The sequence below is a fragment of the Mesocryomonas lacus genome (genome assembly GCF_055730135.2).
Map to the genome: position 1 here is coordinate 208433 of NZ_JBUZWE020000002.1, position 24686 is coordinate 233118.

Here is a 24686-nt window from a genome sequence, read left to right on the forward strand (position 1 = left end):
CTCCGATGACGGCGACGAGCCTTGCCACCTATTGCCTGGCGCTGGCCATCGCCGCCGCCATTCCGGGCCCGGGGGTCGTCGCCCTCGTCGCGCGTTCGCTCGGCTCGGGCTTTCGGCACGGAATGGCCTTCCTCATGGGACTGGTGCTGGGCGACGTCGCCTACCTCGCCGCGGCCTGCTTTGGCCTTGCCATCCTCGCGGAGACCTTCGGCGAGGTGTTCACCGTGATCCGCTACCTCGCGGCCGCCTATCTCCTCTACCTCGCCGTCGCCCTCTGGCGCTCGGCCGGCGCGGTGGGGCGGATCGAGGCGATGGCCTCCGAGAAAAAGACGAAGAGCTTCATGGCCGGCTTCGTGATCACGCTGTCGAATCCGAAGACCATCTTCTTCTACCTCGCCTTGCTGCCGACCCTGCTCGACCTCTCCAAGGTCGGCCTTCGCGATTTTGCGGTGCTGGTGCCGGTGACCGCCCTCGTGCTCTTCGCCGTGCTCACGCCGTATGCGGCGCTTGCCTGGCGCGCCCGCGCCACGCTGCGCCGGCCGGAAATGCTGGCGCGGCTCAACCGCTCGGCCGCGGCGATCCTGGCCGGGGCCGCCGTCTGGACCGTGATGCGAAGGGTTTGAGGACATGAGAGCGAAGATGAAAGCGCGCTTTGCCGCCGTGGCCTTGCTGATGCTGGCGCCCGTCGCCGCGTCGGCGCAGGGGACCTCGGTCGACAAGGGGTTCCAGGCCTTCCTCGAGAAGGACATCTGGCCGGCTGCAAAAGCGCGCGGTGTCTCCCGCCGCGTCTTCGACGACGCCTTCAAGGGCGTGAAGCCGAACCTCAAGCTGCCGGACTTGCAGCTGCCAGGGGACACGGCGAAGGTCGAGGAGAAGAACCGGCAGGCCGAGTTCCAGAGCCCCTCGGCCTATTTCGACGAGAAGAGCATTGCCGGCGTCGCCGCCAAGGGGCGGGTGCTCGCGAAGACGCATGCGGCCGTGCTCGCGCGGATCGAGAAGCGCACGGGCGTGCCGGCGGCGGTGATCCTCGCGATCTGGGGCCGGGAATCCGGCTATGGCGCGGCGAAGATCCCCTACAACGCCTTCGAGGTGCTGGCGACGAAGGCCTATCTCTCGCGCCGCAAGGAGATGTTCCGCACCGAGCTCCTGTCGGCGCTCGACATCGTCGCCGACGGCCATCTGACGGTCGCCGACATGCGCTCCTCCTGGGCCGGGGCGCTCGGCCAGCCGCAGTTCATGCCCTCGAAATTCATGGCCTATGCCGTCGACCAGGATGGCGACGGGCGGCGTGACATCTGGAAGTCCGTGCCCGACACGCTGGCCTCGATCGGCAACTATCTCCAGCAGTCCGGCTGGGTCGCTGGCCGCGACTGGGGATACGAGGCGAGCGTGCCCGCAGGCGTTTCCTGCACGCTGGAGGGGCCGGACCAGGGGCGGCCGATCGCCGACTTCACCAAGGGCGGGGTCACGCGGATCTCCGGCAAGGCGTTTCCATCGGGCGAGGCGCGGGCGACGGGGCATCTGATGATGCCGGCCGGCCGGCTCGGCCCGGCCTTCATCGCGACGCCGAACTTTTACGTCATCAAGACCTACAACAATTCCGACCTCTACGCCCTCTACATCGGCCAGGTCGCCGATCGCATCCGCGGTGGCGGGGCTTTCGAGGGCTCATGGAAACGGGTCGAGGGCATGACCCGCGGCGACGTGGCCCGGCTCCAGGAGCGGCTGGTGTCGCAAGGTTACGACGTCGGCGGCGCCGACGGCCTGCCGGGCTTCAAGACGCGGCGGGTGATCGGCATGGTGGAGAAGAAGCTCGGGCTTCCGGAGACATGCTGGCCGAGCAAGGGCCTGGCCGCCAAGTTGAGAGGCTAGCCGATCTCCCCCCTTGAGGGGGAGATGTCCGGCAGGGCAGAGGGGGCGCCGAAGGGCGCCGGGGTTTGAAGCTCTGCCTATCACGGCCGCCGGACAGCGCTGTGTTTGCGAAATGCGTTCAAGCAGAAGTTTGCGGCAGTTCGCCCCCCTCTGCCTGCCGGCATCTCCCCCTCAAGGGGGGAGATCGACCATCGCTTCACTCCGCGATCTGTCGCGCGACCAGCGGCTCGGCCTCGCCGAGTTCGACGAGCGCGATCTTCTCGCCGCGCTTCAGGAGCTTCTCGGTCGAGACGAGGATCTGGTCGACGTCCCGTCCGGTTTGCGTGAAGTGCGTCCGCAGCGCGGCGACGCGGGCGTCGAGGCGGCCGAGGTCGTCGGTGAGGAGGCGCACTTCCTTCTGGATCAGGCCCGCCTCCTGGCGCATGCGGGCATCGCGCAGGATCGCCTGCACCACCTGGATCGACAGCATCAGGAGCGAGGGCGAGACGATCACCACCCGCGCCCGGTGCGCTTTCTGGACGATGTCGGGAAAATGCTCGTGCAGCTCGCCGAAGATCGATTCCGAGGGCACGAACAGGAAGGCGGTGTCCTGCGTCTCGCCGGGGATGAGGTATTTCTCCGCGATCGCCTTCACGTGCACGTCCATGTCGCGGCGCAGGCGCTGGGCCGAGAACAGCCGGTGCGCCTCGTCCTCCGCCTCGCGGAAGGCCGACCAGGCCTCCATCGGGAACTTCGCGTCGATGGCGAGCGAGGGCGCGCCGTTGGGCATCGAGATCAGGCAGTCCGGCCGCTTGCCGTTCGACAGCGTCGCCTGGAAGGTGAAGCCGCCCATCGGCAGCCCGTCGGCGACGATCGCCTCCATCCGCCCCTGGCCGAAAGCGCCGCGGGTCTGCTTGTTGCTGAGGATGTCCTGCAGCCGGACGACTTCGCCCGCCAGATCCGAGATCCGCCCTTGCGCCCGGTCGATCATCGCCAGCCGCTCGGCCAGCGCCGAGAGGCTCTGCTTTGTCTCCTTGGTGGTGTCGAGAATGGATTGGCCGACCCGGTTCGACATCCCGTCGAGCCGCTCGGCCAGGGTGCGCGCCATGTCCGCCTGCCGCTCGCCAAAAATCTCCGCCATGGTCTGCATCCGCCCGGTGACCTCGGCCTGCGAGCGCAGGATGGCATCGAGCCTGTCGGAGGACTCGGCCGACAGCGCCTCCATCTCGCGCCTCAGCCGCGAGCGGCTGGCAAGGAGCATCAGGACGGCGAGCGTGAGGACGAGGCAGAGCCCGGCCAGCGCCGCGGTGCCGACGCTGATCACATGGCCGGAGAGGACGAGCAGCGGTGCATCAAAGGCATCGAGGGCGGAGGACATCCGCCAGCCATAGCGCGGAAACCGGGGGCGGGCTAGATCAAAACGGGAACGGATGCGGCGATCCGCTGTCGGACAACGTCTCTGGGGACGCGGGGGCAGGGGCTTCGGATTGACGGTCCCGCCGGCAGGCATTAGGTGAGCGCGATGACGATCAAGCCCCTCATCATCCTGCCCGATCCGGTCCTGCGCCAGGTCTCCCGCCCCGTCGAGACCGTCGACGCAGCGCTCCGCGCGCTCGCCGACGACATGCTGGAGACGATGTACGATGCGCCCGGCATCGGCCTTGCCGCGATCCAGATCGGCGAGCCCTTGCGCATGCTGACCATCGATCTCTCCGGCGAGGACGAGGAGAAGGCCCCGCGCGTCTTCCTGAACCCCGAAATCCTGTCGTCCTCCGACGCGCGCTCGACCTACGAGGAAGGCTGCCTGTCGATCCCCGATTATTACGCCGAGGTCGAGCGGCCGGCGACGGTCGTCGTCCGCTATCTCGGCCTCGACGGCCAGCAGCACGAGGAGGAGGCGAGCGGGCTGCTCGCCACCTGCCTGCAGCACGAGCTCGACCACCTCAACGGCGTGCTGTTCATCGACCACATCTCGAAGCTCAAGCGCGAGATGGTGGTGAAGAAGTTTACTAAGCTCGCGCGGCGGGGGTGAGGAGCGGCCTGGGGTAGAGGGAGCTGCGTTGCGACGCGTCAGTTTCGTCATCCCGGCCTTGAGCCGGGATCCATTCCAAGCCGTGCAACATGCCGTCTAAGGGTGGACCTTCCCGGACGTTCTGACTCGGACTGCGACGTCACCGCCGAGGAATGGATCCCGGATCAAGTCCGGGATGACGAGCCTTTTTAGGCCTGCGCGGCACCAGCGCCGACAAACTGGAGACCACCCCCTCATGCCGCTGACCGTCGTCTTCATGGGCACGCCGGCCTTTTCGGTGCCGACGCTCACCGCCTTGTCGGACGCCGGGCACCGGATCACTGCCGTCTACACCCAGCCGCCGCGCGCCGCCGGGCGCCGGGGCCTGACGCTGACGCCGTCGCCGGTGCAGGTGGAGGCCGAGCGGCTGGGGCTGCCGGTGCGCTCGCCGCTGTCGCTGAAGGATCCGGCGGAGATTGCCGCGCTGACGGAGCTAAAAGCCGACATCGGCGTCGTCGTCGCCTACGGCCTGCTGCTGCCGCAGGGCGCGCTCGATGCGCCGCGGCACGGTTGCCTCAACGGCCATGCCTCGCTGCTGCCGCGCTGGCGCGGGGCCGCGCCGATCCAGCGGGCGATCGAGGCGGGCGACCGGGCGACCGGCATGATGGTGATGCGGATGGAGGCCGGGCTCGATACCGGCCCTGTGGCGATCACCGAGGAACTCGCCATCGGCGACACAGAGACCGCGGGCGAGCTGCACGATCGGTTGTCGGCGGTGTCGGCCGCGGCGATGGTCGAGGCGCTGGCAAGGCTCGAGGCGGGCACGCTGACCTTCGAGGACCAGGACGCGATCGCCGCGCGTACCAGCCGCCAGATGGTCTACGCCCGCAAGATCGACAAGGCCGAGGCGGAACTCGACTTCACCGCCAGCGCCGAGGCCGTCGCGCAGAAGATCAACGCCTTCTCGCCGTTCCCCGGCGCGTGGACCTTGCTCGACGTCGGCGCCGGCCCGGAGCGGGTGAAGTTTTTGCGGGCGGCGGTCGAGACTGGACGGGACGGCGCGGCGATGGGCGCGCTTCTCGACGACCGCCTGCTGATCGCCGCGGCAAACGGGGGCGCCGTGCGCGTGCTCGACCTGCAGCGCGCCGGCGGCAAGCCGATGAGGGCCGCCGATCTCCTGCGCGGCACGCCGCTGCCGGCCGGCGGCCGGGCCGGCTGATGCCCCGCTACAAGCTGACCATCGAATATGACGGCACGCGCTATGTCGGCTGGCAGCGGCAGAAGAACGGCTATTCCGTGCAGGAGGCGATCGAGACGGCGCTCGCCGGCTTCATCGGCGAGGCGGTGACGATCTTCGGCGCCGGGCGAACCGATGCGGGCGTCCATGCGTCCGGCCAGGTCGCGCATGTCGACTTCGCCAAGGAGTGGGAGACCGACACCGTCCGCGACGCGATGAACGCGTTCCTGCGCCAGGAGAGCGTCTCGATCCTTTCCGTCGACCGGGTGCCCGATGGTTTCGATGCCCGCTTCTCGGCGCGCAAGCGGCATTATCTCTACCGCATCTTCAACCGCCGCCCGCCGCCGGCGCTGCTGGCGGGACAGGTCTGGTGGGTGTGGAAGCCGCTCGACGTCGCCGCGATGGATAAAGCCGCCAAGCTGCTCCTCGGCACGCACGACTTCACCACCTTCCGCTCCACCCACTGCCAGGCTAAGAACCCGGTCCGCACGCTCGACCGGCTCGACGTGGTGAAGGGGCCGGGCCACGAGGTGCACATCCACGCCTCCGCGCAGTCCTTCCTGCACAACCAGATCCGCTCGCTCGCCGGCTCGCTGAAGCTGATCGGCGAGCACCGCTGGACCGGCGACGACCTCGTCGCGGCGTTGGAATCGCTCGACCGCAAGCGCTGCGGCCCGGTCGCCCCGCCGGACGGCCTCTACCTCACCCAGGTCGATTATCCCTGACGTTCCCGCTTGCGGGAACGGCACTCTGACCCTCCTGCCTTCGGGAACGGCATCCCGACGTCCGCGCCTGCGGGAACCGCACCCCAGACGTTTCCTGCCGGCTGGAACGGCGCGAGCCTGTCCTTGGTGACGGCAACGTCCTGCCCTCCATGCCCTTGCCGCCCGGACAGGCCCTGCAAAAAGACGATGCCTGCCATGCAATCGCTGGCTAGGTGCGCCGGCATCGGGCCGCTATCGCTAAGTCTTACCTTCTAAAAGGCCCCGCCCGACCGCATCAGATCCGCCTCCCGTTTTGGGCGCGGGTCCTCCCGTGACGAGGCCCGGAGACCGCCCGTGACAGAGATCTCCGCCGTCGAGGCCGCCACCCTTCTCCCCGCCAGCAACACAGTGCCGCAGGCCTCGCGCCGCACCGGTGCGCTGACGGAACTCGCGCTCGCGACCGGGAGCTTTGCCATCGGCACCGGCGAGTTCGCGATCATGGGGCTGTTGCCGAACGTCGCGGACGGATTGGCGATCTCGACGCCGCAGGCTGGGCACATCATCAGCGCCTATGCGCTCGGCGTCGTCATCGGCGCGCCGGTGATCGCGGTCGCCGCCGCCAAGCTCAGCCGGCGCTTCCTGCTCTTGTCGCTGGTGGTGATCTTTGCGCTCGCCAACCTCGCCAGCGCGCTGGCGCCGACCTACGGCTCGCTGCTGGTCTTCCGCTTCCTGTCGGGCATGCCGCACGGCGCCTATTTCGGCGTAGCCGCGCTCGTCGCGGCGTCGATGGTGCCGCACCACAAGCGGACGCAGGCGGTCGGCCGGGTGATGCTGGGGCTGACGGTGGCGACGCTGATCGGCACGCCGCTCACCACCTATGTCGGCCAGGTGTTCGGCTGGCGCTCGCTGTTCGCCATCGTCGGCGCCATCGCGGTCCTCACCTTCGTACTGGTCTGGACACTGGTGCTGCAGGACAAGGTCAAGGAGGGCGCGAGCCCGATGCGCGAGCTCGGCGCGTTCCGGCGCAGCCAGGTCTGGTACACGCTCGGCATCGCCGCCATCGGCTTCGGCGGCATGTTCTCGGTGTTCAGCTACATCGCCGACACCGCCATGCAGGTCGCCGGCATGGACGCGTCGAGCGTGCCGATCATCATGGTGCTGTTCGGCGCCGGCATGGTCGGCGGCAACATCGTCGGCGCCTGGCTGGCGGACCGCTCGCTGATGGGCACGATCGGTGGCATGCTGGTGGTCGACACGATCGTCCTCATCGTCTTCGCGCTGACGGCCTCGAGCCCGGTGATGCTGTCGATCTGCGTCTTCCTGATCGGCTGCGGCGTCGCCGTCGGGCCGGCGCTGCAGACCCGGCTGATGGATGTCGCGGGTGATGCGCAGACGCTGGCGGCCGCCCTCAACCACTCCGCCTTCAACGTCGCCAACGGCCTCGGCGCCTGGCTCGGCGGGCTTGCGATCGCGAGAGGCTACGGCCTTGCCGCCACCGGCTGGGTCGGCGCGGTTCTGGCGGTCGGCGGCTTCCTCATCTTCCTCCTGGCGCTGGTCAGCGAGCGACGCGCGGGCGCACGGCAAGCCTCTGCCGCCTGATCAGATCAGCGCGACGCCGGTCACGTCCATCACCGCGCCATAGGCGAGGAGCGAGGTCACGATCATCAAGGCCACGACGGCGATCGCCGCCGGCAGGTCCCGGCCGATCGCCGATGCGGCAAGGCGGATGGTGAGGACGATGGAGCCGAGGCCGACGGCGTAGCCGATGCCGTCCATCACCGGGTTCGGCCCGGTGGCGTAGAGCAGCAGCCAGTAGGGCGCGAACAGCCAGGCGAGCAGCGCGCCGCCCCAGTTGGTGGCGACCACCAGCGGCACGATCTTGCGGCGGAAGCCGATCGATTTTGCCAGCACCATCAGCACCAGCACCGGCAGGATCCAGGCCAGCGCATCGGCCAGCGCGTGCGCCGCGTAGATCATCACCGGCCCGGCATCGGTCGGATGCCCCGCGCGCTCGCTGGCCTCGTACTCGATCCAGGACAGCACCAGCGGCGGCGCCGAGACAATCATCGCAAAGAACGAGGTCCAGAAACCGTCGGCCGAGAGATCGAGCCGTCGCAACCCTTCCGGGTTTCCCGCCATCAGCTGCGCCGAGCCGGCGAAATACTGCAGCACCTCACTGACGGTCGGCGTCGTCTCGGGTGTGGGCGGGGAGCCTGCGGGAAAGGACGACGTCATGGGTATCCGCCAGCGAAGCGAGAGAAGCATCCGCTCTATTGGCCATGCCGGCGGTCTCTTCGACAAGCCCCTTGCGCGGCTGCTGCGACAAACGGGAGGGCGGCAGAGGGAATGGCTTTTCCACAGGCAATGGATTTCGAGCCAAGCCTCGCGCCATGTTTGGCGGCAATAGTTGCCAAAAGGTTGCAGTCCGGTGCACAACGTGATCGGCGCCCCGTTGGGGCCGCGCCTTGCCTTCTCGCTGCCATGATTGGCACCGATCTGAATTCATGAACGATCTTTAACGTTCTCGGAGAACAGCATGCGATCAGCAACGAAAATGCTTCGGCGGTCCGTCGCCCCTGCCAGCTTTCGTCCGATCGCCCTGATCGCTCTCTCCGCCCCGTTCTTCCTCACGGCCTGCGTCTCCAACCAGGCTGGCACCAAGACCAGCACGCTGGAGCCGAAAAACCAGTCGGGCACGCCGAGCGTCGATGCCTATGGCTACGCGCCGGTGCGGATCGCTGCGTTCAGCGATGGCCGCCGCGTCGCCCAGCCCTCGCAGAAGCCCGACGCCGCCAAGCTCGCCGCCGCGCCGCCTGCACCGGCGCCGGCGCCAGTTGCCACCACCGCCGCCGCGGGCAAGACCGCGCGCCTTTCCGCCGCAGCGCCGGCAGCGCCGGCCGCGGCCGAGCCGGCCGTCGAGGTCGCGGCCCTGCAGGCGGATGTCGCCGAGCGCAAGGCGACGACGCTGGCGCCCGAGATCCTCGTCATCGCGCCGGACGATCTCGTGGCCCGCGCTGCCGTGGTCGCAGCGCAGAAGCGTCCCTCCGCGCTCGACAACGTCGCAGCGGTCGCGACGGCGTTGAACCCGGTCAACGCCGTGCCGGCGACCGTTGCCGCCGTCGCCGATACCGCCGTCGCGGTGAAGACCGCTGCCGTCGAGACCAGCGCCAAGGCCTACACCGTCGTCACCGAGCGATTTGGCGATACGTTCGGCGGCAAGGACACCATCACCGGCAGTGCGTCGATCGACAAGATGATCGAGCAGGCTGCGGCCGACAACAACATCCCGAGCGAGCTCGCCTATGCGGTCGTGCGGGTGGAAAGCCACTACAATCCGAAGGCGCGGGGCAGCGGCGTCTACGGCCTCTCCCAGATCCAGCCATCGACGGCCCGTAGCCTCGGCTTCTCCGGTCAGGCCTCCGATCTCTACGACCCAGAAACCAATCTGCGCTACGGCATGAAGTATCTCGCCGGCGCTTGGAAGCAGAGCGGCCACGACGTCTGCGGCGCCGCGATGAAATACAAGGGCGGCCACCGCACCACCGTGATGAGCCGGTCGGCCGCAGCCTATTGCGCCAACGTCAAGCGCCACATGGCCGCCATCGAGCGCCGTCGCGGTCCCGTCAATGCCGGAACGCTGGTCGCCGCCAACGAGCGCCAGCGGCAGGTCGACGTCGCATCCAACCCTGCCACGATCCGCGCCCGGGCCGCGATCGCCTCGGTCCGCAAGGGCACCGTCGCACCGGCCGCGACGGCACCGGTCGCCGTCGCCAGCACGGTGACCGCCGCGCCCGCCGCCCCCGGTGCGATCGCGCCGCTGCCGGGCGTGCGCCAGAGCATCGCGCCCGTCGCCGTCGCGGCGAGCGAAGGCGGCCGTGGCGGTCGCATTCTCACCTCGGCCAAGCCGATGGCCGCCTCGCTCGCCTTCGACGAGTAGGCTCTTCTTTAATAAGCCGACGACGCCGTCCGGGTCCTGCCCGCGACGGCGTCGTCGTTTCAAAGGGAGATCAGCTGCGCAGCAGCTCGTTGATCGAGGTCTTCGAGCGCGTGCGCTCGTCGACGCGCTTGACGATCACCGCGCAGTAGAGGCCGGGACCGGGCGTGCCGTCCGGGAACGGCTTGCCGGGGAGGGTGCCGGACACCACCACCGAATAGGCCGGCACCTCGCCATAGCTGATCTCGCCGGTCGCGCGGTCGACGATGCGGGTGGACTGGCCGATATAGACGCCCATGCCGAGCACCGAGCCCTCGCGCACGATGCAGCCCTCGACGACTTCCGAGCGGGCGCCGATGAAGCAATTGTCCTCGATGATCGTCGGGCCGGCCTGCATGGGCTCCAGCACGCCGCCGATGCCGACGCCGCCGGAGAGGTGGACGTTCCGACCGATCTGCGCGCAGGAGCCGACGCTTGCCCAGGTGTCGACCATCGTGCCGGTGTCGACATAGGCGCCAAGGTTGACGAAGGACGGCATCAGGATGACGTCGCGGGCGATATAGGCCGAGCGGCGGGCGATGGCGCCGGGCACCGCGCGGAAACCGGCCTGACGGAACTCGGCATCGCCCCAGCCCGCCCACTTCGCCGGCACCTTGTCGAACCAGTGGGCGCCATCGGGGCCGCCGGAGACGGTCGACATCGGGTTCAGCCGGAACGACAGCAGCACTGCCTTCTTCAGCCATTGGTGCGTCGTCCAGGCGCCGTCCTCGCCGCGCGAGGCGACGCGGGCCTCGCCGCTGTCGAGGAGGTTCAGCGCTGTATCGACGGCATCACGGACCTCGCCCTTGGTATCGGTCGAGACCGTATCGCGGGCGTCGAAAGCGGCTTCGATCGTCTGGGCCAGGGAATCATGGGGGGTCATCGGGCAGCTCTCCGGGTCGGACAATCGTTTTATCCTGCCGTCTTCGTCTAGTAGAAGGTCCCGAATCGGTCAATCGACGGGGCCCCTCACCCTCGCGACCAGCGATAAGGCGATGCGCATGACGAACGACGACAAGGCCAAGGGCACCTGGGACCCGTTTCCGAGTTCGCATTCGGACAAGCAGAAGCTTGCTACGAAGCCCGATACGCCGCAGACGCGGTCGCCGAGCTACCGCCTCGCCTATGCCGACGAGGATTTTCTGACGAGCGAAGCGATGCGCGGGGTCCGCCTGCAGCTCGAGCTGGTGAAGACCGAGATGGCGCTGGTCGAGGCCGGAATCCTCTCGACCGTGGTGCTGTTCGGCGGGGCGCGCATCCCCGAGCCCGGCAAGGCCGCCTGGGCGGCGCGCAACCCGGCCCAGAAGGCGCGGCTGGAGGCCAATTCGCGCTTCTACGCCGAGGCCCGGCGCTTTGCCGGGCTCTGTTCGCAGCACTCGGCCGATGCCTCCGGCAGCAAGGAGTTCGTGGTCGTCACCGGCGGCGGGCCAGGCGTGATGGAGGCCGGTAACCGCGGGGCCGGCGATGTCGGCGCGGTATCCATCGCGCTCAACATCGTCCTGCCGCACGAGCAGGCGCCCAACCTCTACGCGACGCCCGAGCTCTGCTTCAACTTCCACTATTTCGCCATCCGCAAGATGCACTTCCTGCTGCGCGCCAAGGCGATGGCGATCTTCCCCGGCGGCTTCGGCACGCTCGACGAGCTGTTCGAGGCGCTGACGCTGATCCAGACCCGGCGGATGCAGCGCATTCCCGTGGTGCTGTTCGGTTCGGAATTCTGGCGCAAGGTGCTGAACCTCGATGCGCTCGCCGAGGAAGGCGTCATCGCGCCGGAGGACGTCGACCTCATCACCTTCGTCGACACCGCCGAGGAGGGCTGGGTGGTGATCCGGCAGTTCTACGGCTTCTAGCGCCCGCCCATGCAACAGGAACCCGCCCGCCGACGCGGCGTTGAAAAGCAGGGCCGGCATGGGCCGGCGAGGAGATGAGCATGGGCGACGGCGAAGACACCGATTCCGAAATGATGCGGATCCAGCAAGGCAAGGACGCCCCCGCGGCCATCGCGCCAGACGAGACCCATGCCCCGCCGGAGCGTTCCGACAGCGACCCGGTCAGCGCGGCCGGACGTGACTCGGCAAAAGCCGGTGCGGCCCGTTATCCGCAGAACCAACAGGACAAGGTTCTTTCCGACAACCAGCGGTCCGACTATTCCACCGAGGCCGAGGTGCTGGAAAAGGGCGATCGTCCGGACAAGCCGCCGCTTGCTGGCGCCGGCCGCTCGCTGCTCGGCCGCTGACCTCGGCGACTTCCAGCGCCGACTGTCTCACCGATAGTCTCGGCGCTGGTCCTCAGCGGATGGAGCGGAGGAAGCCGGTGAGGTCGTCGGTGATGAAGTCGATGTGCTCGCCGTCGCGGCCCTCGTGCTCCCAGACGTCGCCGAGCACTTCCTCGAGGTTCGGCGGGACGATCAGGACCGTGCGCATGCCCAGGCGCTTCGGCACTTCGAGGTTGCGTGCAAGATCCTCGAACATCACTGCCCGCGTGCCCTCGATCCCGAACAGGCCGACGAACTTGTCGTAGGTCGCCTGGGCAGGCTTCGGGTTGAGGCCAGCCGCCACGATGTCGAAGATGTCCTCGAAATGGTCGAGAATACCAAGTGCCCGGGCGGTGCGCTCGGCATGGCCGCGGTCGCCATTCGTGAAGATGAACTTGCGGCCCGGTAGCCGCTGGATCTCGACGCCGAGGTCGGGGTCGGCGGCAAGGCCGGAGTAGTCGATGTCATGAACGAATTCGAGGAAGGCGTCGGGATCGACGTCGTGGACGCTCATCAGCCCGCGCAGCGTCGTGCCGTGTTCGCGGTAGAAGTCCTTCTGGACTCGTCGCGCCTCCTCGGGCGGCAGCTTCAGGAAGTCGGCGACGAAACTCGTCATCCGCACGTCGATCTGGGCGAACAGATTGGTCCGGCGCGGGTAGAGCGTGTTGTCGAGATCGAACACCCACTCGCTGACATCGGCAAAATCGGCGGGAGCGGCGTCGGCGGTCTTTCGAATATCGGTCATCTGGCTCGGTGGGCTGGAGAGGATCCGGTCGCCGCGGGCGGGACCAAGGTGCTAAGGCGGTGAGATCGTCAACCGGAATGCCGCCATGCCTTTGTGGATACCCCTTACCATCGCCGCGGCCTTCCTGCAAAACGCCCGCTCGACCCTGCAGAAACAGCTGAACGGCGAGTTGAAGGCCACGGGCGCAACGTTCGCGCGCTTCGGCTTCGGCTTCCCCTTCGCGCTGATCTACCTATTGTCGCTGAACCATCTCGGAATGGACTGGCCCCGCGCGACGCCCGACTTTTTCGTCGCGGTGGCGCTGGGCGGTCTCGCGCAGATCGGCGGGACGTTCTTCCTGGTCAGCCTGTTCGCACTGCGCAATTTCATGGTCGGCACGGCCTATTCGAAGACCGAGCCGGTGCAGGCGGCGCTGTTCGGCTTGCTAATCCTCGGCGAGACGATCTCGGTAGCCGGGACGGCCGCCATCATCGTCGGCGTGATCGGCGTCGGCTGCATCTCGCTCGCGGGAAAGACCGCGGCGACGGGGGGCTGGCGCGGAGCCCTGTTCTCGCAGGCGGCGGGGATCGGCGTTCTCTCCGGCGCGCTGTTCGGCATCTCCGCCGTCGCGTTCCGCTGGGCCTCGCTCGCGCTCGACGGGGGCGAGGTGATGATCCGGGCCGCCTATGCGCTGGCCTTCGCGACGGCGTTCCAGACGGTCGCCATGCTCGCCTGGCTGGCTGTGCGCGACCCGGCGGAGCTTCGGGCCATCGGGCGGTCGTGGCGGCCCTCGCTCGCCGTCGGGCTCGTCGGCGTCGCCGGCTCGATCGGCTGGTTCACCGCCATGGCGCTGCAGAAGGTCGCCTATGTCAGGGCGCTCGGCCAGATCGAGCTGGTGTTCACCTTCGCCTCGTCGGTCCTGTTGTTTCGCGAGCGGATCCGGCCGATGGAGTTCATCGGCTGCGTCCTCATCCTCGCGGCGATCCTGGCGCTTCTGTCCGGGACCGCCTGAGAGAGCCGCGCGCCCCAGTCAGCTCGGCTGGCGCTCGAGATGGGCGTTCTTCGGCATGGCGAGGAGCGCCAGCGCCGTCACCACCGCAGCGAGCGACATGTAGTAGCCGACCGAGGCGAGGCCGCCATGGTTGGTGGCGAGCGTCGTCGCGATGTAGGGGGCGAGCGAGGCGCCGACGATGCCGCCGAGGTTGAAGGTCAGCGACGCGCCGGTGTAGCGCACCGAGGTCGGGAACAGCTCCGACAGCGCCGTGCCGAGCGGCCCGTAGGTGCAGCCCATCAGCCAGAAGCCGATGATGGAGAAGGCGACGGCGCCATAGCCGGTGCCCGAGCCGAACAGCGGCGCGAACAGGAAGCCGAAGAGGAAGATGAAAGCGGTCGTCACCATCAGCGTCTTCTGCCGGCCGTAGCGGTCGGCAAGCTTGGCCGAGAACGGGATGGCAAGGCCGAAGAACACGACGCCGAGCATCTGGATCGGCAGCAGCTGGTCGCGGGTGAAGCCGAGCTTGGTGGTGCCCCAGCTCAGCGTGAACACTGTCATGAGGTAGAACAGCACGAAAGTCGCAAGCGCCGCGAAGGTGCCGACGAACAGTTCCTTCTTGTAGTCGGTGAAGACGGTGAGGAAGGGGACCCGCACCCGCTCGTCCTTGTCGATGGCTTCCTGGAAGACCGGCGTCTCGGTGATCTGCAGCCGGACGTAGAGGCCGACGAAGACCAGCAGCGCGCTGGCAAGGAAAGGAATGCGCCAGCCGAAGGAGAAGAACTGCTCGTCGGTGAGGAGGTCGCTGAGGATCAGGAAGCTGCCAGTGGCGCAGATGAAGCCGATCGGCGCGCCGAGCTGCGGGAACATGCCGTACCAGGCGCGCTTGCCTTCCGGTGCGTTCTCGGTGGCGAGCAGCACCGCGCCGCCCCATTCGCCGCCGAGGCCGAGGCCCTGGCCGAGCCGGCAGAGCGCCAGCAGCAGCGGCGCGACGATGCCGACGGAGGCATAGGTCGGCAAGAGGCCGATGGCGATGGTCGAAACGCCCATGGTCATCAGCGCCGCCACCAGCGTCGCCTTGCGGCCGATCCGGTCGCCGAAATGGCCGAACAGCGCCGCGCCGATCGGCCGGGCGAAGAAGGCGATGGCGAAGGTCGCGAAGGACTGCAGCATCGCCGTGGTCTGGTCACCGCCCGCGAAGAACAGTTTTGGGAACACGATCACCGCGGCCGTGGCGTAGATATAGAAGTCGAAGAATTCGATCGTCGTGCCGATGAGGCTGGCGAAGAGAACCCGGCCCGGCGAATTGCGGGGCGTGACGGCGGCGGCTGAGGACACGGGGCTTCTGCTTTCCAATAGGCAAGACGGGCGAACGGGTTGCAGCCGCAGTACCGCAGGTTACGTCACGCCACAAGCGGAATCCGTAACGCCGGGTACGGTTGGGGTGCGGTGCTTGACGACCGTATCCGATAGGATACAGTGCTGAATGCTCACGATCTTGATGTCGGATGAGTTCGACCATTGGCTTTCTAAGCTAAGCGACAGGCGTGGGCAGGCGCGAATCGTTGCGCGCATTCGGTCTGCGGGACTGGGCAATTTCGGCGATGTCGCATCCGTCGGTGGGGGCGTCTCGGAAATGCGTGTGCACGATGGCCCCGGCTATCGCCTATATTTCGCACGCCGCGGCGAGACGGTTTTTCTGTTGCTTGTCGGTGGCGACAAGTCTGGACAGAGGCGCGATATCGAGCGGGCCAAGGAGATGCTCGCACGGCTTGACGGAAAGAATGAATGACCCGACTTATTCTCTTCGACGCATCCAGATATCTCACCGACGATACGGCGATCGCTGAGTATCTCGCGGCGGCGCTCGAGGACGATAACCCAGATCTCTTCATCGCGGCCCTCGGCGACGTCGCGAAGGCACGGGGGATGACAGGCATTGCCGATGCGACGGGGCTCGGCCGCGAAAGCCTCTACAAGGCTCTGGCTCCTGGGTCGAAGCTGCGTTTCGAGACGGTGCGCAAGATCATGGACGCACTGGGCGTCAAGCTCACCGTCTCGGTCTGACGCTCTACGGAACGATCAGCGTTCCCGCGCCGTGCTCGGTCAGGAGTTCCAGCAGAACGGCGTGACGGGTCTTGCCGTTGAGGATGACGACGCCCTCGACGCCGCGCTCCAGCGACTGGATGCAGGTCTCGACCTTCGGAATCATGCCGGCGGTGATGGTGCCGTTGCGGATCAGCTGGCGGGCTTCGGAGACGGAGAGCTCCTTGATCAGCTGGCCTTGCTTGTCGAGGACGCCCGGCACGTCGGTGAGGAACAGGAGGCGCGACGCCTTCAGCGCGCCGGCGATGGCGCCGGCGAAGGTGTCGGCATTGATGTTGTAGGTGTGGCCGTCGCGGCCGGGGGCGACCGGTGCAATCACCGGGATCATTTCCGAGCGGGCGAGAAGGTCGAGGAGGGTGCGGTCGACCTCGACGGGCTCGCCGACGAAGCCGAGATCCAGCACCCGCTCGATGTTGCTGTCGGGGTCGATCACGGTCTTCTTGGCCTTCTCGGCGAAGACCATGTTGCCGTCCTTGCCGCAGAGGCCGATCGCCCATTCGCCCTCGGCATTGATGAGGGCGACGATTTCCTTGTTGATCGAGCCGGCGAGGACCATCTCGACGATCTCGACGGTGCGCTCGTCGGTGACGCGCAGGCCGTGCTCGAACTTCGATTCGATGCCCATCTTGGCCAGCATCGCCCCGATCTGCGGGCCGCCGCCGTGAACGACGATTGGGTTGATGCCGGACTGCTTGAGGAGGGCAATGTCGCGGGCGAAAGCCTTGCCGAGCTCGGCATTGCCCATGGCGTGGCCGCCGTATTTCACGACCACGGTCTTGTGCTCGTAGGCCTGCATGAAGGGCAGGGCTTCGGCGAGGAGCGCCGCCTGCTTCTCGCCGTCGGGGGAATGGGCGTCCATGCCGGGGTCCTTCGAAAGAATGCCGTGAGGGTCGCGCGACGCTTTAACGGCATTCGCGCACAGCGGCAATCGGCTGGATGCCGCTATGCGTCTCCTGGTCCCGCAGCTGTGACCGGTCAGGGCTTTCGCCGGGCGGCCGACGGTGGAAGGATGGGGTGGCCCTTCGACGGCGGACGGTCTAGCAAGCGGGAGTTCTACCATGGTGCCTGCCCGGGACAGCGCGTGGCGATGGCTTCAGGCGGTCGCGCTGGCCTGCTCGTTCCTCGCAGCGTCGGCGGTGGGGGCGTCGGCAGACGGGGCGGCGGCGGGATGGGTGGCGCTGAAGGCGCCCGGCACGCATGTCCTGATGCGCCATGCGATCGCCCCCGGCACCGGCGACCCCGAGGGTTTCACCCTCGGCGACTGCACCACGCAGCGCAATCTCGATCGGCAGGGCAGAGCGCAGGCCGAGCGGATCGGCGCCTCCATCCGGGAGGCCGGGATCACCGTCGACCGCGTCCTCAGCAGCGAATGGTGCCGCGCCCGCGACACCGCTGCCTTGCTCGGCGTCGCGCCGGTGGTCGCCGAGCCCGCGCTGAACTCGTTCTTTGAGGATCGCGGCACCGCCGATGCCGCCAGCCGCGCCGTGCGCGACCGCCTCGCCGCGCTGCCGCCGGGCGAGAAGCTGGTGATGGTGACGCACCAGGTGAACATCACCGCCCTCACCGGCATCTTTCCAGCTTCCGGCGAGATGATTGTCGTCGCGCGGGAGGCGGACGGCACGCTGGCCGTCCGGGGACGGATCCGACTCGACTGACGGCTGCTGGTGCAGACGGCAATTTGGCTCGGCTCCGGCCCGCCTCAGCTTGCCGGCAGATGCGACGCCGCATCGGCCAGCCGAGGCCCGAAATCGCCCGCCGGCTGCACGGCGAGGCTGTCGAGGCCGAGCCAGCTGGCCATGCGCCGCAATTCCCGGCACAGCGCCTCGGCCGTCTCGGGCGGCGCGTTTGGTTCGGCATGGGCGGAGAGCACGAGGAGCGTTCCCGCCTTCCGGTCGGCCTTCAGGTCGACGCGGGCGACCAGCCGGTCGCCGAGGAGGAAGGGCAGGACGTAGTAGCCGTGCACGCGCTTCTCGGCCGGCACGTAGATCTCGATCCGGTAGCGGAAGCCGAACAGGCGCTCGGTGCGCGCCCGCTCGAACACCAGCGGATCGAAGGGCGAGAGCAGCGCGGCGGCGGCGATCGCCCGCGGACGCCGCGCCGACGGATCGAGAAAGGCCGGTTGCCGCCAGCCCTCGACGCTGGCCGGCAGCAGCACGCCGTCCTCGACCATCTCGGCAAGGCGCGGCCGGACGTCCGCGGGCGCCAGGCGGAAATAGTCGGCAAGGTCGGCCGCGGTGGCAATGCCCAGCGCCTTCGCCGCGATCAGGAGGAGGGCGCGGTGCGCGGCCGCGCTGCCGGGCGTCGGCGCCGCGACGATGGCCGGAGGCAGCACGCGCTCCGGCAGATCGTAGACCCGCTCGAAGCCGCGCCGGGTCGCGGTGGTGATGCGGCCGGACCAGAACAGGAATTCCAGCGCCCGCTTGGTGTCGCTCCAGCCCCACCAGCCGCCGGCGCCCTTCGGCGCCGCGAAGTCGGAGGACGAGAGGGCTCCCTCCGCCACGATGCGCTGCAGAACCGCCTCGACCTCGGCCTTCTGCTCCCGGGCGAAGCTTGCAAGCCCGCCATAGATGCCCTCTCCCGCGGCGGCGCGCTGCATGCGCCAGCGCAGCAGCGGCTGCGTCTCCAGCGGCAGCAGCGAGGCCTCGTGCGCCCAATATTCGAAGAGTTTTCGCGGTTTGCCCCAGGCCGCCTGCTCCAGTGCCGCCCGGGGATAGTCACCAAGCCGCGAGAACAGCGGCATGTAATGGGCGCGCGCGGAGACGCTGACCGAGTCGATCTGCAGCAGCCCCAGCCGCCCGATCACCCGGTTCATCCTGCGCCAGTCGGCGGCCGTGTCCGGGCGCTTCTCGGCAAAGCCTTGCGCCGCCAGCGCGATCCGGCGGGCGAGCCTTGCCGGAAGGTGCTCCGTCATGCCGCCTGTCCCCGCCTCTCGGCTGTTCTGCCCGTCGTCCATCGCGGCGGACCTTCGGGGAGGCGGCCCGCCGGGTCAAGTCGCCGGCTTCTACAGCCCGAGCGCGCGCCGGAGATCGTCGAGCGCTGCGGCATCCTCGATCGTCGCCGGCATATCGAAGGGCGTGCGGTCGACGATTTTCTTCATCGTGCCGCGCAGGATCTTGCCCGAGCGTGTCTTCGGCAGGCGGTCGACGACGACCACCTTGCGAAACGCGGCGACCGGGCCGATGCGCTCGCGCACAAGGTCGACCAGTTCGGCCTCGACCACCGCATCGCCGAGGCGGTTGGAGTTCTTGAGGACGACGAAGCCGCAGGGCACCTCGCCCTTCAGCGCGTCGTGCATGCCGATGACCGCGCATTCGGCGACGGCCGGGTGGCCCGAGACCGCTTCCTCCATCTCGCCGGTCGACAGACGGTGGCCGGCGACGTTGATGACGTCGTCGGTGCGGCCCATGACGAAGAGGTAGCCATCCTCGTCGAGCGAGCCGGCGTCTGCCGTCGAGTAGTAGCCGGGAAAGGTCTCGAGATAGCCGGCGCGGAACCGGTCGTCGGCATTCCAGAGCGTCGGCAACGCGCCGGGCGGCAGCGGCAGTTTCAGGGCGATGGCGCCGAGGCCGCCGGGCGGCAACGGCGTGCCGGCCTCGTCGAGGATGGCGATGCTATAGCCCGGCATGGTGACGCCGGGGCTGCCGTACTTCACCGGCAGGATCCCGAGGCCGACCGGGTTGCAGGCGATCGGCCAGCCGGTCTCGGTCTGCCACCAGTGATCGATCACCGGCACGTCGAGCGCCCGCTCGGCCCAGCGGATGGTCTCGGTGTCGGCGCGCTCGCCGGCGAGGAACAGGGTGCGGAAGGCCGAGAGGTCGTGATGCCGGGGCAGAACGCCCTCCGGGTCCTCCTTGCGGATCGCTCGGATCGCCGTCGGCGCGGTGAAGAGCGCTGCCACCTTGTGCTCGGCGATCACCCGCCAATAGGTTGCTGCATCCGGCGTGCCGACCGGCTTGCCTTCGAACAGTACGGCCGTGCAGCCCTTCAGGAGCGGGCCGTAGACGATGTAGGAATGGCCGACGACCCAGCCGACATCGGATGCCGCCCACCAGACTTCGCCTTGCTGCACGCCGAAGATCGAGCCCATCGACCAGTGCAGCGCGACCATGTGGCCGCCATTGTCGCGCACCACGCCTTTCGGCTGACCGGTCGTGCCGGAGGTGTAGAGGACGTAGAGCGGGTCTGTCGCCTTGAGGACCGCGCAAGGCACCTCGCGCCCCTCCGCGATGCCGTCGAGCGCGGTGGCGCGCAGGCTCGCCCAGTCATGGTCGAAGCCCTCGGCCATTGCCGCCGGCGACTGCGGACGCTGCAGGATCACGGTTGCGTCCGGCCGGTGCCGGGCCTTGGCGATGGCGGCGTCGAGCAGCGGCTTGTAGGGCACGATACGCGCCGGCTCGATGCCGCAGGAGGCCGACAGGATCACCTTCGGCCGGGCATCGTCGATCCGCGTCGCAAGCTCGGCCGCGGCAAACCCACCGAACACCACCGAGTGGACGGCGCCGATGCGGGCGCAGGCGAGCATGGCGACCACCGTCTCGGTCACCATCGGCATGTAGATGATCACCCGGTCGCCCTTGATGACGCCGAGATCCTCAAGGCTCGCCGCCAGCGCCTGCACTTCCAGCAGCAGCGCCGAATAGGAGAGAGTGCGCTGCGTGCCCGTTACCGGCGAATCGTGGATGATCGCCGCCTGGTCGCCGCGGCCCGCCAGGACATGACGGTCGAGGGCGTTGAAGCAGGTGTTGCAGGTGGCATCGGGGAACCAGCGGCCGTAGACGCCGGCATCGGCGTCGAACGCCATCGTCGGCGGCTGGGTCCAGTCGATCGCCTTCGCCTGCTCCATCCAGAACGCCGCCGGATCCTGCTGCCATTCGGCATAGACGGCGCGGTAGTGGCTCTCCATGCGTTCCCTCCCGGATGGGGCCGCCCTGCGGCCGCAGATCACGCAGGTCTCCGCCCGCTGTCATCCCGGGCAGTCTAGGCCCGAGGCTGCCGGATGCAAATGGGACTTTCGCCGCCTCCGGTGACTAGGTGGCTCCGCAGATTGCAGGGGATGGCCGATTGCAACCGGCTGCGGCCCGCGGTTGAGTGAAGCCGGCATCTGCCAGTTTGAGCGGGGGCGGCATGGCGCATGGCATGGCCCTCTATCTCTCACTCTCGCGCGCCATTTGCGGACTCGCGCTGCTGGCGCCGACGCCTGCCCAGTCCGGCGCGTGGACGCTGCCGAAGGGCCGGGGCCAGGTGATCGTCAGCGGCCTCTACAGCGAGGCGCTGGAGGCGTTCGACGGCAAGGGCAGCGCCGGCACCATTCCGGCCTTCCGCAAGGCAGAGCTCAGAGTCTATGCCGAATACGGTCTCGCCGAGGGGCTGACCGCGATCGCGCGGACGGAGATGAAGACGGAGGCCGCCGGCGCGCCCATGGCGCTGGAGGATGCCCGTTTCGGCCTCTCGGGCCTCGGCGCGCGCCTGCGGCTTTTTGAGGATGACGGCGCCGTTGTATCGATCGAGGCGACTGGCCTTCTGCCGACGGGGCAAGGCGCCCGGCGGTGGGAGGGCGACCCGGACGCCGAGATCGACCTGCGGCTGCTTGTGGGCCACGGCTTCACGCTCGGCGACTGGAGCGGCTTTGCCGATCTTCAGGGCGCCTATCGCCTGCGTCCCGGGGCCGAAGCGGACGAGATCCGCGGCGACCTGACCTTCGGCTTGCGCCCCCGCCCGCGGCTTCTCTGGATGGCGCAGAGCTTCAACACGTTCTCGGTCGGTCACACCGCCGACCATCGCGAGCATAAGGCCGAGGTGAGCGTCGTCTACGACCTGACGCAGAGCCTCTCCGTGCAGCTCGGGGGAATTGCCACCGTCGCCGGCGAGAACGCCTTGCGCGAGCGGGGCGTGGTCACGGCGCTCTGGGTGCGCTTCTGACATCATGCGTCCTTCCGGACGCACAAGGATGCTCTAGTTGGCGCGCTGGCGCTCGTGCTCGAGCACGGCGAGGAACGCCTCGCCATAGCGCTCCAGCTTGGCCTGGCCGACACCCGGCAGGGCGATCATCGCGTCCAGGCTGTCCGGCGGGGTCTGCGCCATCGCCTTCAGCGTCGTGTCCTGGAACACGACATAGGGCGGCACGCCTTGCGCCTTCGCGATTCTCGTCCGCTCGGCCCGCAGCGCGTGAAACAGCGCCTGAGCCTCCGCCGGCAGGTCGACCGCCGCCGGGCTGGTCGAGCGGCGCGCCTCGGTCGACTTGCGCGGCCGGTCTTTGCGCAAGGTGATCTGGCGCTCGCCGCGGAACACGTCGCGCGCACCCTCGCCGAGCTTCAAGGCGCCGTGCGACTCGTGGTCGACGACCAGCAGGCCGCTGGCGGTGAGCTGGCGCAGCACCGACTGCCAGGTCTTTCCGTCGACATCCTTGCCGGCACCGAACACCGCCTGGTTCTCGTGCCCGAAGCGCAGCACCTTCTCGGTCGCCTTGCCGGTAAGGACGTCGACGACGTGCCCGGCGCCAAAACGCTGGCCGGTGCGATAGACCGCCGCCATCGCCTTTACCGCGGCGTCCGTGCCGTCGAAGGTCTCGACCGGCGAGCGGCAGGTGTCGCAATTGCCGCAAGCATGGTCGTAGACCTCGCCGAAATAGGCGAGCAGCGCCTGGCGACGGCAGCCGGTGGTCTCGCAGAGGCCGAGGAGGGCGGTCAGCTTGCCGCGCTCGACGCGCTTGACCTCCTCGGGCGCCTGCCCGTCGTCGATCATCCGCCGACGCTGGACGACGTCGCCCATGCCGTAGCTCATCCAGGCATCGGCTGGCGCGCCATCACGGCCGGCGCGGCCGGTCTCCTGGTAGTAGGCCTCGATCGAGGAGGGGAGGTCGAGATGGGCGACATAGCGCACATCGGGCTTGTCGATGCCCATGCCGAAGGCGACGGTGGCGACGAGGCAGAGGTTCTCTTCTTTCAGGAAGGCATCCTGGTGCGCGCCGCGCTTCGATGCGTCCATGCCGGCGTGATAGGGCAGCGCGCGGATTCCTTGCGCCGACAGCCAGGACGCGGTGTCGTCGACCTTCGCCCGCGACAGGCAGTAGACGATGCCGCTGTCGCCCTCGTGCTCGGCCAGGAATTTGAGGAGCTGAGCTTTCGCATTGTCGCGCTCGACGATGGAATAGCTGATGTTCGGCCGGTCGAAGCTCGAGGAGAAGACCCGGGCGTCGCCGAGATCGAGCCGCTCGATGATGTCCGCGCGCGTCATCGGGTCGGCGGTCGCCGTCAGGGCGATGCGCGGCACGCCGGGAAAGAGTTCGCCGAGATGCGAGAGTTCGCGGTAGTCCGGCCGGAAGTCGTGCCCCCACTGGCTGACGCAGTGCGCCTCGTCGATGGCGATGAGCGCGACCTTCGCGTCCTGCAGCATGCGGCGGAAGCCGGAGGTGGAAGCGCGCTCGGGGGCGACGTAGAGAAGGTCGAGGGTGCCGTCGGCGACCTGGCGGCGGATGTCGGAGGCTTCTTCCGGCGAGATCGACGAGTTCAGCGCGGCGGCGGCGACGCCGGCCTGGCGGAGCGCCTCGACCTGGTCGCGCATCAAGGCAATCAGCGGCGAGACGATGATCGCGACGCCCGGCCGGCAGAGGGCGGGCACCTGGTAGCACATCGACTTGCCGGCACCGGTCGGAAACAGCACGACCGCATCGCCGCCGGACGTCACATGCCGCACCACGTCTTCCTGCTGCCCGCGAAACGCCGCATGGCCGAAAACGTCCTGCAGGACATCGGAGGGATCCTTCAACTGGCCGTGCTCCTTGCCGTGGTCATCTCGCCGAGATGGGGAGTACGGCGAGATAGGGCAAACCCTTCGATCCCGTCAACGGAGCCGCTGTCGGCGTATCGGCGGGCATCCTCTTCCGGTGGCATCCGTCACCCGCAGGGCCGGGTTTCCGATCGCTCGACGATGCCCGGACACGCCGCTTCGCTAAGCGTCGTGTCCAGGCGCAATGATTGACAGAGCGGGCCTTGGCTGCAATTCGGCCCCGTCGCAGCCCGGCAGCGGGCGCCTTAGGGGCCTGTGGTTCAGCGCCGCCATCCCGTTTTTGCCGGGTGCGGCGCCGTCGGGTGGCCGGGTTCTCTTCCGTGAGATCGCGCGGTCTTTTCCATCCATGTCCACAAGCAGCAGAAATGCAGAAGATAGTTCAGGTCGTCGTCGTCCTTCTCGTCGCCGCGGTCGTGATGCTGGGCGGTCGCTGGTACATGTACGTGGCGCTGAGCGACACACCGTATGACGAGGTCGGCATCGCGCTGAACGGATACGCGCCGGCGCCGCTGCGGACCTGGGGATGCCGGAAGATGCAGTCGCGGTTCGAAGGCCAGCTGCCGCCCTATGGCTGCACTTCGCCGGACGGCAGCAGCTGGCTGTAGATGATGATCGGCGCGGCACGCGGTCGTGCCACGCCGCGACGACGCAGCTTCAGGGCCGGGGCGTCGCCGGCGCGGCGATGGTTTCGGCGCCGGCCTCGTAATCGTCGGCACCGATCACGTCGGCCAGCTCCTCGCTGCTGATCCCGCCGGACGTCTCCAAGGAAGTGTCGGGCTGTCCAGCGGACGGCGCAAGGGAAGCCTGGCTCTGCCATCCCGCAAGCCAGTCGCGATGCGCCGGCGATCCCAGAGCGTGCGGGCAAGCTTCCTGCGGCTCCCCGTTCCGCGCGGCGGTGGCGCCTTCCTCGGTCGCAATGGTCGTCATGTCCCAATCCTTCTCTTTCCGGCGCCCGGCCCGTCGATATCTCGGCAGAACGGATAGCGTCCCAACCGGTGGCGGGGCGCAGGCGCACTCAGACGCTAGTCGGTGACCGTCCGATGCGCCATC

Annotated in this window: 25 protein-coding genes; 15 read left to right on the forward strand and 10 right to left on the reverse strand. The window is 68.4% G+C overall.

The genetic code is table 11. The annotated features are described in order from the left end of the window. The first annotated feature begins 5 nt into the window (after window positions 1-5). Window positions 6-623: a LysE family translocator gene (locus ACZLZY_RS03945; protein ID WP_472932140.1), complete on the forward strand. Its 618-nt coding sequence runs from the start codon at window positions 6-8 to the stop codon at window positions 621-623. A gap of 16 nt (window positions 624-639) precedes the next feature. Beyond that, a complete protein-coding gene (locus tag ACZLZY_RS03950; protein WP_472932141.1) occupies window positions 640-1872 on the forward strand; it encodes a lytic murein transglycosylase in 1233 nt (410 codons plus the stop codon). Between the two features lie 196 nt (window positions 1873-2068). On the opposite strand, the gene ACZLZY_RS03955 is transcribed toward ACZLZY_RS03950, so the two are convergent. Then, window positions 2069-3229 carry a DNA recombination protein RmuC gene (locus ACZLZY_RS03955; RefSeq protein WP_472932142.1) on the reverse strand — a complete coding sequence of 387 codons (1161 nt, stop codon included), beginning with the start codon at window positions 3227-3229 and terminating at the stop codon, window positions 2069-2071. A 144-nt stretch (window positions 3230-3373) separates the two neighbouring features. On the opposite strand from ACZLZY_RS03955, the gene def reads away from it, so the two are divergent. The 4 genes from def (at window position 3374) to ACZLZY_RS03975 (ending at window position 7402) form a co-directional block, all read left to right on the forward strand. Then, window positions 3374-3883, forward strand: a complete 510-nt coding sequence (def, locus tag ACZLZY_RS03960; RefSeq protein ID WP_472932143.1) for a peptide deformylase — start codon at window positions 3374-3376, stop codon at window positions 3881-3883. 235 nt (window positions 3884-4118) lie between these two features. Beyond that, window positions 4119-5081 carry a methionyl-tRNA formyltransferase gene (fmt, locus tag ACZLZY_RS03965; protein ID WP_472932144.1) on the forward strand — a complete coding sequence of 321 codons (963 nt, stop codon included), beginning with the start codon at window positions 4119-4121 and terminating at the stop codon, window positions 5079-5081. Beyond that, window positions 5081-5824, forward strand: coding sequence for a tRNA pseudouridine(38-40) synthase TruA (truA, locus tag ACZLZY_RS03970; RefSeq protein ID WP_472932145.1), 744 nt, complete (start codon window positions 5081-5083; stop codon window positions 5822-5824). The genes fmt and truA overlap by 1 nt, the downstream gene beginning before the upstream one ends. 342 nt (window positions 5825-6166) lie before the next feature. After that, window positions 6167-7402 carry an MFS transporter gene (locus tag ACZLZY_RS03975; RefSeq protein ID WP_472932393.1) on the forward strand — a complete coding sequence of 412 codons (1236 nt, stop codon included), beginning with the start codon at window positions 6167-6169 and terminating at the stop codon, window positions 7400-7402. On the opposite strand, the gene ACZLZY_RS03980 is transcribed toward ACZLZY_RS03975, so the two are convergent. Then, window positions 7403-8038, reverse strand: coding sequence for a hypothetical protein (locus tag ACZLZY_RS03980; RefSeq protein WP_472932146.1), 636 nt, complete (start codon window positions 8036-8038; stop codon window positions 7403-7405). Window positions 8039-8339: 301 nt separating this feature from the next. Between ACZLZY_RS03980 and ACZLZY_RS03985 the strand changes: the two genes are divergently transcribed. Continuing rightward, on the forward strand, window positions 8340-9740 hold the full coding sequence (locus tag ACZLZY_RS03985; protein ID WP_472932147.1) for a lytic transglycosylase domain-containing protein: 1401 nt from the start codon (window positions 8340-8342) through the stop codon (window positions 9738-9740). Window positions 9741-9810: 70 nt separating this feature from the next. Here the strand turns inward: ACZLZY_RS03985 and dapD are convergent, their stop codons facing one another. Beyond that, window positions 9811-10659 (reverse strand): 2,3,4,5-tetrahydropyridine-2,6-dicarboxylate N-succinyltransferase, encoded by an 849-nt coding sequence (gene dapD, locus ACZLZY_RS03990; protein WP_472932148.1) that lies wholly within the window; start codon window positions 10657-10659, stop codon window positions 9811-9813. Between the two features lie 118 nt (window positions 10660-10777). Between dapD and ACZLZY_RS03995 the strand changes: the two genes are divergently transcribed. After that, window positions 10778-11626 carry an LOG family protein gene (locus tag ACZLZY_RS03995; protein ID WP_472932149.1) on the forward strand — a complete coding sequence of 283 codons (849 nt, stop codon included), beginning with the start codon at window positions 10778-10780 and terminating at the stop codon, window positions 11624-11626. A gap of 80 nt (window positions 11627-11706) precedes the next feature. Next, on the forward strand, window positions 11707-12012 hold the full coding sequence (locus tag ACZLZY_RS04000) for a hypothetical protein (RefSeq protein WP_472932150.1): 306 nt from the start codon (window positions 11707-11709) through the stop codon (window positions 12010-12012). 52 nt (window positions 12013-12064) lie between these two features. Here the strand turns inward: ACZLZY_RS04000 and ACZLZY_RS04005 are convergent, their stop codons facing one another. After that, a complete protein-coding gene (locus ACZLZY_RS04005; protein ID WP_472932151.1) occupies window positions 12065-12775 on the reverse strand; it encodes a pyrimidine 5'-nucleotidase in 711 nt (236 codons plus the stop codon). A gap of 85 nt (window positions 12776-12860) precedes the next feature. Here ACZLZY_RS04005 and ACZLZY_RS04010 point away from each other — a divergent pair, with 85 nt between their 5' ends. Continuing rightward, window positions 12861-13766, forward strand: coding sequence for an EamA family transporter (locus ACZLZY_RS04010; protein ID WP_472932152.1), 906 nt, complete (start codon window positions 12861-12863; stop codon window positions 13764-13766). 18 nt (window positions 13767-13784) lie between these two features. Here ACZLZY_RS04010 and ACZLZY_RS04015 read toward each other — a convergent pair whose 3' ends face one another. Next, window positions 13785-15083 carry an MFS transporter gene (locus tag ACZLZY_RS04015; protein ID WP_472932153.1) on the reverse strand — a complete coding sequence of 433 codons (1299 nt, stop codon included), beginning with the start codon at window positions 15081-15083 and terminating at the stop codon, window positions 13785-13787. A gap of 148 nt (window positions 15084-15231) precedes the next feature. Here ACZLZY_RS04015 and ACZLZY_RS04020 point away from each other — a divergent pair, with 148 nt between their 5' ends. Then, window positions 15232-15537, forward strand: coding sequence for a type II toxin-antitoxin system RelE/ParE family toxin (locus tag ACZLZY_RS04020; RefSeq protein ID WP_472932154.1), 306 nt, complete (start codon window positions 15232-15234; stop codon window positions 15535-15537). Next, complete coding sequence (locus ACZLZY_RS04025) at window positions 15534-15812, forward strand: addiction module antidote protein (RefSeq protein WP_472932155.1); 279 nt, start codon at window positions 15534-15536, stop codon at window positions 15810-15812. Before ACZLZY_RS04020 ends, ACZLZY_RS04025 begins: the two co-directional genes overlap by 4 nt. A 4-nt stretch (window positions 15813-15816) precedes the next feature. Here ACZLZY_RS04025 and argB read toward each other — a convergent pair whose 3' ends face one another. Then, window positions 15817-16710, reverse strand: coding sequence for an acetylglutamate kinase (gene argB / locus ACZLZY_RS04030; RefSeq protein WP_472932156.1), 894 nt, complete (start codon window positions 16708-16710; stop codon window positions 15817-15819). A gap of 199 nt (window positions 16711-16909) precedes the next feature. On the opposite strand from argB, the gene ACZLZY_RS04035 reads away from it, so the two are divergent. Further along, on the forward strand, window positions 16910-17506 hold the full coding sequence (locus ACZLZY_RS04035) for a histidine phosphatase family protein (RefSeq protein ID WP_472932157.1): 597 nt from the start codon (window positions 16910-16912) through the stop codon (window positions 17504-17506). A 44-nt stretch (window positions 17507-17550) separates the two neighbouring features. On the opposite strand, the gene ACZLZY_RS04040 is transcribed toward ACZLZY_RS04035, so the two are convergent. Beyond that, window positions 17551-18762, reverse strand: coding sequence for a winged helix-turn-helix domain-containing protein (locus ACZLZY_RS04040; RefSeq protein WP_472932158.1), 1212 nt, complete (start codon window positions 18760-18762; stop codon window positions 17551-17553). Window positions 18763-18852: 90 nt separating this feature from the next. After that, window positions 18853-20754 carry a propionyl-CoA synthetase gene (locus ACZLZY_RS04045; RefSeq protein WP_472932159.1) on the reverse strand — a complete coding sequence of 634 codons (1902 nt, stop codon included), beginning with the start codon at window positions 20752-20754 and terminating at the stop codon, window positions 18853-18855. Between the two features lie 233 nt (window positions 20755-20987). On the opposite strand from ACZLZY_RS04045, the gene ACZLZY_RS04050 reads away from it, so the two are divergent. Beyond that, window positions 20988-21770, forward strand: a complete 783-nt coding sequence (locus ACZLZY_RS04050; protein ID WP_472932160.1) for a hypothetical protein — start codon at window positions 20988-20990, stop codon at window positions 21768-21770. Between the two features lie 33 nt (window positions 21771-21803). On the opposite strand, the gene recQ is transcribed toward ACZLZY_RS04050, so the two are convergent. Next, a complete protein-coding gene (gene recQ, locus ACZLZY_RS04055) occupies window positions 21804-23615 on the reverse strand; it encodes a DNA helicase RecQ (protein ID WP_472932161.1) in 1812 nt (603 codons plus the stop codon). Between the two features lie 386 nt (window positions 23616-24001). On the opposite strand from recQ, the gene ACZLZY_RS04060 reads away from it, so the two are divergent. Continuing rightward, window positions 24002-24241 carry a hypothetical protein gene (locus ACZLZY_RS04060; RefSeq protein ID WP_472932162.1) on the forward strand — a complete coding sequence of 80 codons (240 nt, stop codon included), beginning with the start codon at window positions 24002-24004 and terminating at the stop codon, window positions 24239-24241. Window positions 24242-24290: 49 nt separating this feature from the next. Here ACZLZY_RS04060 and ACZLZY_RS04065 read toward each other — a convergent pair whose 3' ends face one another. Next, entirely contained in the window at window positions 24291-24563 is a 273-nt protein-coding gene (locus ACZLZY_RS04065; RefSeq protein WP_472932163.1) for a ribosome modulation factor, read from the reverse strand. Window positions 24564-24686: the final 123 nt, after the last annotated feature.